We start from the raw sequence: 6,659 nt of genomic DNA on the forward strand, positions 1-6,659 counted from the left end.
AGCAGAAGGAGCGCGTCTGCTGGCCGCTGCCATAGACGGTCAGGTCCTCGCCGCGCAGCGCCTGGACGATGAAGTTCGAAACCACACGCCCATCGTCGGGCTGCATGCGGCGCCCGTAGGTGTTGAAAATGCGGGCGACACGGATATCGAGGCCATAGGTTCTCGAATAATCGAAGAACAGGGTTTCGGCCGAGCGCTTGCCTTCATCGTAGCAGGAACGCGGTCCGTGCGTGTTGACGTTGCCGAAGTAGCTCTCGGGCTGTGGATGCACGAAGGGATCGCCATAGACTTCGGACGTAGAGGCCTGGAATATCTTGGCCTTGTTCTGTCGCGCGAGTTCCAGAAGGTTCAGCGATCCAAGCACGCTTGTCTTGAAGGTGTGGATCGGGTCTGCCTGGTAGTGCGGCGGAGAGGCGGGGCAGGCGAGATTGTAGATCTCGTCGCACTGAAGATCCGAAGGCAGTGCATCGACGATGTCGTGCTCGATACAGGTGAAGCTCGGATTACGCAGAAGGGTATTGAGATTGTATCTTTTGCCGGTGTGGAAATTGTCCAGCGCGACAACGTCGTATCCGTCCCGCAAAAGACGTTCGCACAGATGCGATCCTAAAAACCCCGCGCCTCCGGCGACAAGGGCGCGTCGTCGGCTTTGGTTGGCGCCCCTTTGGCTGCCGGATTCCAGTTTCAGAACCTTGACAAGCTTACCCATGCTTTCCTCGCACGCACCGCACACGCTACCGCCGGGGCCGGGACAAAGCATCGCCCGGCCACGTTCCTGAGAACGTGGCAAACCTCCGCGTCTGCGGAATCGCCATCACTGATGTGCGTTAATTGTTCTTTGGCTTTCGCGAAGCTGGTACGACTACACGACCTCCGTGCTGCCGCTCAGCATTCTCTGCGCCCCGAAAACGCGGTCACCCGCTCGGTGTCACCATCGCCGATTGCTCGCCCAAATTGCACATCCCAACATATCGAAAATATACCTGTGGAAATTATAGTCAACTAAATTAGTGATTTCTTAACCAAGTGCGCTCGCGGATGGTTAACATGAGGGGGCGACGGTCTCTCGGGCTGAAACACGGCGCATACGGAAAATCCTCTTTACTAATCAGCATATTGGCTCGATCGACGACAATGTATGACCGGACGCGGAAGCTGTCCCTTGAGGTAGAATCGAAACTTGACAGCAAGGACGACCGAGAATGAGCCGACAGCGATGTCAGCGCAGCGCGCGAAATACTCGGCTTAATTTTTGAGCGCATAGGTAGAACCTTGAATTGTTGCGCGGCCACGCCGCCAATCTGGTTGCGCTCGCACCCGCACGGCCCACCTCCAGGTGGCTGCCCGCAACTGGCCATCGCCTTTTGGCCGTCGGGGCGCTATTGGCAAGGTCACGATACGCCATGGTGATCTGAATGCGCTTTCTGTTTGTCCTGATCCTGCTCGTCGGCGCCGGCATCGGTGTCGTCTATCCCTGGGCGATGAGCAACTTCTCCGGCCATGAGATCGGCACCTGGCGGGTCTATGAGCAGGGCCGCTTCAAGCCGCTGACGGTGCCGCTCTCCGGCCGCGACGCGCCGGTGCGGGTGCTGGTCGACCTGACCGCAAGAGCAGAGCGCATCGTTTCGCAGCAGCGCACCGTCCTGACGCTGACCGCTGCAAGCAATGGCCGCACGGTGCTCGCCTCGACGCTGCAGTTCAACCATTCCGACAATCCTCGCCAGGCTAGCCCGCAACTGACCGACAAGATCTTTCGCGACGAGGCCGGCGTGATCGCGACCGTCAGCCCTGGCCCCTATATCTTCACCGTCGGACCGGGTGATGCCGACGACATACCAATGCGGGCGGTCGATCTCATCCTGCGCTCCGGCGCCGGCGAGATCGACAGCCGTGCACGGCCGGTCGGCTTCGCGCTGATGGCGATCGGCCTGATCGGATTCTTGCTGACTTTGCGCACTCGTGGCGGCCGGCCGGAAAATCCGAACTCGCAGCCGCCACCGCCGCGTTGGGGCAGGGGCTGATGCATGTCGCCCAAAAGTGTGCAGCGGTTTTGGGACAACGACATGCATAACGGCACAAAACCATGAACTACCGCCACGCCTATCATGCCGGGAATTTCGCTGACGTCGTCAAGCATGTCGTGCTGACGCGCTTGCTCGAGTATCTGAAGCAGAAGGATAAGGCGTTTCGGGTCGTCGACACCCATGCCGGCATCGGCCGCTACGACCTGTCGTCCGCCGAGGCGCAGAAGACGGGTGAGTGGCAAGGCGGCATCGGCAGGCTGATCGATGCCCCGTTCGCCGCTCCGGTGGCGGCGCTGCTCGCGCCTTATCTGGAGACAATACGGTCGCTCAACCCCGAGGGTGGCATCCAGAAGTACCCGGGCTCGCCGTTGATTGCGCGCCATCTCATGCGCAAGCAGGATCGGCTGACGGCGATCGAGCTGCACCCCAAGGATGCCGCAAGGCTGAGGACGTTCTTTGCCGGCGATTTCCAGGCCCGGATCATCGAGCTCGATGGCTGGCTGGCGCTCGGCGCGCATCTGCCGCCGAAGGAAAAGCGCGGCCTTGTCCTCATCGATCCGCCATTCGAGGAAGCGGGTGAGTTCGAACGCCTCGTCGACGGGCTCGCCAGGGCGCACAAGCGGTGGCCAGGCGGCATCTATGCGCTCTGGTATCCGATCAAGGACCGCAAGGCGATCATCGCTTTCCGCAAGGCGCTGAAGCAATCCGGCATCCCGAAGCTGCTCGACATCGAATTCGAGATCAGGCCGGCCTCTTCGGAACCCAGCCTCGACGGCAGTGGTCTGCTGGTCGTGAACCCGCCGTTCACGCTGGAGGGCGAGCTGCGGACGCTGCTGCCGGCCCTGCACAGGCTGCTTGCGGTGGGGCGGCCGGCGCACTGGTCGCTGGAATGGCTGGCCGGCGAGCAGGCTTGAGGCGGTCTCATCGACGACCCAGGGACCGCGTGCTCTTGGGTCTGGATATGAACGTGCCAGAGCCATTCCGGTGCGTGCAAATTCGGCTTTGGTCAAAAAGCGGTTTCAAACTGGGAAACCATTGTCAACGCAACCGCTTGACCGCCGCCGAGCGAATCCGCACAGTGCGCGCAATCGACCTTGAGAGGCTGCCATGACTCGCTTCGCCAAATCCGCCCTTGCCGCCCTGATTTCGCTCTTCACCCCGCTTGCTGCGCCTCTCGGTATCACCCAGACCGTGCAGGCCGCCGATCTTACGGTCTATTCCGATGAAGACAGCGGGGTCTGCGGTCAGCCCTGGGTACTGAACAAGATCACCAGCCGCTTTTCCTATCAGGTGCATCACGTGCCGCATCTGCCTGACGTGCAGATCACCGATTTCCGGCGCATCCACCAGCATCGCTATCTGGCGGCCAACGATACCTGGCCGATCGGTCGCCGTTATTGCGGCGCCACCGTCAGTCTGTCCGACGGCCGCGATCGCACCATCTGGTACCTGATCGAGGAAGGCCAGGGCTTTGCCTCGATCGGCGACAATGTCGAATTCTGTGTCTCGGGCTTCGACCGCTGGATGGTCTACAACGGCCGCTGCCGCATTCTGCGCTAGACCCGGTTTCCCCTTCCAATCTCTTTCGCGCCTGTGGCTTGATCGGCTGCAGGCGTTTTTTCGCGCCGCGTTGACAGCAGGTTCGATCCGTCGCATACAGGCGAGACAGACCTGTCTCAATACTAGGTAATCTCCATGACGCCATCGTCCGCTTCCGGCAAGCGCCAACACGTCGTTGACACGGCCTACGTGCTGTTCAAGCGCGCCGGCTTCCATGCCACCGGTATCGACCGGATCATCGCCGAAGCCGATGTGGCCAAGATGACGATGTATCGCCACTTTCCCAGCAAGGACGAACTGATCGTCGAGGTGCTCGACTATCGCGCTATGCGTTTCGACCGCCAACTCGACCGGCTCGCCCAGGAGGACGTTCCGCCGGAGCAGAAAATCGGAAAAATCTTCGACTGGCATGCACGCTGGTTCCGCAGCCCGGATTTCCATGGCTGTCTGTTCGCACATGCGCTGGCCGAGTTCGGCGATCCCGGGCACCCGATTTTCGAGGCCGTTGTCAGGCAGAAGAACGGCCTCAAGCGGCGCATGCAGTCTATCCTCGAAGAGATGATGCCGCACGGCCGCGCCGAGAGCGTGGCGGCGACGCTGCTTATGCTGATCGAAGGTGCGACCTTGCTGGCGCAGATGGGGCAGGCAGAAGCCGCCATTCGCGACTCCCGCAAGGCGGCCATGGGCATCGTCGCCGCCTCGCGCCGGCCGCAATGAGCCCGCTGGTCATCGGGCTCGCATTGTTTGCGGCGATCCTGCACGCAAGCTGGAACGCGTTCCTGCGCACGGGGGCCGACCGGTTGTGGACCGTTACCGTCATGAGCTTTTCAAGCACGGCGCTCGCCATCCCCTTCGCCTTCTTCCACGCCCTTCCGGCCGCGCCGGCCTGGTCCTATATCGTGCTCTCGGCCTGCCTGCAGGTTGGCTACACCTTGTTTCTCGTGGCCGCCTACAGATACGGCGAACTGGGGCAGGTCTATCCGATCGTTCGCGGCAGCGTGCCGCTGCTTGTCACGCTCGGCGGGTTCTTCCTGGCCAACCAGCAGCTCACTCTGCCGCAGACCGTCGGCGTCGCGCTGGTCGCTGGCGGCATCATGGGCCTTTCACTCGGACGGGGCAGGGCCGCCACGACATCGATATTCTATGCATTGGCAACGGGAGCGATCATCGCCGCCTATGCGACGGTCGATGCGCTCGGCGTTCGGGCGGCGGGAAATGCCGGCGCCTACACCGCATGGGTCCTGCTGATCTACGGCGCGTTGCTGCCGGCGGCCTTCGTCGCCTGCCGTGGCCGGCTCATTGTCGACCCGCGCGCGCCTGAAACCTGGAAGGCGCTCGGCGGAGGCCTGTTTGCACTTCTGGCCTACGGTGTCGTGGTCGCGGCCTTCGCGCTCGGACCAGCAGGTCCGATCACCGCGATCCGCGAAACCAGCGTCGTCTTCGCGGCCTTCATCGGACGCCTGTTCCTCGGCGAGATGCTGACGCCGCGGCGGGTCGGCGCCTGCGCTATCGTCGCGCTCGGCGCCATCTGCCTCGGCTATCAGTCGTGACGGAAATGCGGATCGCGAAGATTCTGGACGGCAGCCCGTCTCAGGACGGCGAGGGCTGCTGACGATTTTTGCCACCGGCATCGCGCTCAATCTTGGCAATCCGAAAATGCCGTTGTTCTACGTCGCGCTGTTGCCTAGCGGCGTAGGCGCATCGCTCAATGCTGCTCATCTTGGTGTGCTGATGATGGTGATCCTGGCTGTTGAAGCGGTGGTGATCGGCGTTCATATCATCCTCGCCGGCCGCGCCCGCAACCTGTTGCGCACGCCAAGGATCGTACGCCGGGTGACCGCGCGGCGGGCGGTGTGATGATAGGCGCCGGCGTTGCCGTTGTTGCCGCGCGCTGAGCGGATTGCCCAGTCGCCACGCTATTTCCTGCGCGGCATCGCCTGATCGATGATCTTGCGCAGGAATGCGGCGTGGCCGCGGAACGCGCGCCGTCCACTCGTGGTCGCCTTGACGCGCGTCTGCGGCCGGCGGCCGACGAACAGCTTTTCGATGTCGACATAACCGGCCCTGGCCAGCGTATCGAGATGCGCGCCGAGATTGCCGTCCGTGACGTCCACGATGGCCTTCAGCCCGGTGAAGTCCAGCGTTTGGCGCCTTTCCAGCATGTTCAGCGCGGCCATGATCCTGAGCCGAGTGCTCTGGTGTATGATTTCGTCGGCACTCATCGATTGGCTCCGGTGCAGCCAAGCCGGAGGCCACCGACAACCATGCCGCCGCCGTGGCGGACCGTCTTGGCAATCTCGAACGGCGACAGCGCCGTTTGTCCCTGTGCGATGGACATCGAAGTACTCCGGCCTTCTGTGCAGAATACTCTGCCATATAGAGTTGTCTGTCAATTCACGAGCAGTCGGGTCTGCGATCGCGCTTGACAAGGTGATGCATTGGCCGGCTGCCGCATTGCAGTATAGATCGTCCGCCTGCATGAGATGATCGCACCGCTGAGGCTGTGGTCATGATATTGGCGAACGAAGATCGACACGCAAAGCTGTTCGCTGATCTTCGGAGCTTCACGAGAAGAGCGCTCCCGCGGAGTGTGGAGAATGTCGGCGACACATTCTAGCCGATGGTCGAAGATCAGCAGTGAATTTCTGCGACGATCAGCACGATCATGTGCCGATCGTAACCGAAAGTTAAGTTGCGAAAATCAGTCTATTGCTTCGCTGGCTAGCAAGCCGCGAGTCAGATATGCATGAGCGCGCCGGGTCATTACGGCCGTCGGCACAACGGAAGGGGCATCGCATGGCTAAGCAGTCATCCAAAGCGCCGGCGTCGAAGGCACCGGCAAAGAAAGCACCCGCAAAAGCAGCGACGGCGAAGGTCGCAGCTGCAGTGAAGAAAGCAGCACCCGCTGCCAAGCCGAAGGCCGCGGCGGCCAAGGCAAAAGCAGCACCGGCCAAGAAGCCGGCAGCGAAAGCTGCTGCGAAACCGGCAGTGAAGAAAGCAGCACCCGCCAAGGCAGCGGCAAAGCCGGCGGCGAAGGCGGCACCAGCCAAGAAGCCTGCAGCGAAGGCTGCGGCG

8 protein-coding genes and 1 pseudogene are annotated in these 6,659 nt (G+C 62.0%); 6 read left to right on the forward strand and 3 right to left on the reverse strand.

Annotated features, from left to right (window positions below; genetic code table 11):
• The coding region (locus tag EN893_RS13175) for an NAD-dependent epimerase/dehydratase family protein (RefSeq protein WP_128361574.1) at positions 1 to 709 on the reverse strand (709 nt) is incomplete at its 3' end.
• A gap of 706 nt (positions 710 to 1,415) precedes the next feature.
• Here EN893_RS13175 and EN893_RS13180 point away from each other — a divergent pair.
• From EN893_RS13180 to EN893_RS13205, 6 genes and pseudogenes are all read left to right on the forward strand, one after another.
• Positions 1,416 to 2,021 carry a hypothetical protein gene (locus tag EN893_RS13180; RefSeq protein ID WP_127268682.1) on the forward strand — a complete coding sequence of 202 codons (606 nt, stop codon included), beginning with the start codon at positions 1,416 to 1,418 and terminating at the stop codon, positions 2,019 to 2,021.
• 62 nt (positions 2,022 to 2,083) lie between these two features.
• The gene (locus tag EN893_RS13185) at positions 2,084 to 2,938 is read left to right on the forward strand and encodes a 23S rRNA (adenine(2030)-N(6))-methyltransferase RlmJ (RefSeq protein WP_127268683.1); all 855 of its coding nucleotides are present in this window, start codon (positions 2,084 to 2,086) and stop codon (positions 2,936 to 2,938) included.
• A 193-nt stretch (positions 2,939 to 3,131) separates the two neighbouring features.
• The gene (locus EN893_RS13190; protein WP_127268684.1) at positions 3,132 to 3,584 is read left to right on the forward strand and encodes a hypothetical protein; all 453 of its coding nucleotides are present in this window, start codon (positions 3,132 to 3,134) and stop codon (positions 3,582 to 3,584) included.
• Positions 3,585 to 3,719: 135 nt separating this feature from the next.
• A complete protein-coding gene (locus tag EN893_RS13195; protein ID WP_127268685.1) occupies positions 3,720 to 4,301 on the forward strand; it encodes a TetR/AcrR family transcriptional regulator in 582 nt (193 codons plus the stop codon).
• A complete protein-coding gene (locus tag EN893_RS13200) occupies positions 4,298 to 5,134 on the forward strand; it encodes a DMT family transporter (protein ID WP_127268686.1) in 837 nt (278 codons plus the stop codon). Before EN893_RS13195 ends, EN893_RS13200 begins: the two co-directional genes overlap by 4 nt.
• Positions 5,135 to 5,165: 31 nt before the next feature.
• Positions 5,166 to 5,479: pseudogene (locus EN893_RS13205) on the forward strand (LysE family transporter); the annotation flags it as partial.
• 21 nt (positions 5,480 to 5,500) lie between these two features.
• Here the strand turns inward: EN893_RS13205 and EN893_RS13210 are convergent.
• Positions 5,501 to 5,806, reverse strand: a complete 306-nt coding sequence (locus EN893_RS13210; RefSeq protein ID WP_127268687.1) for a transcriptional regulator — start codon at positions 5,804 to 5,806, stop codon at positions 5,501 to 5,503.
• A gap of 465 nt (positions 5,807 to 6,271) precedes the next feature.
• Positions 6,272 to 6,659 (reverse strand): hypothetical protein (locus tag EN893_RS38650; RefSeq protein WP_206640111.1); only part of this gene is annotated, 388 nt, incomplete at its 5' end.

The organism is Mesorhizobium sp. M7A.F.Ca.CA.004.04.2.1 (genome assembly GCF_004022825.1).
Classification (GTDB): Bacteria; Pseudomonadota; Alphaproteobacteria; order Rhizobiales; family Rhizobiaceae; genus Mesorhizobium.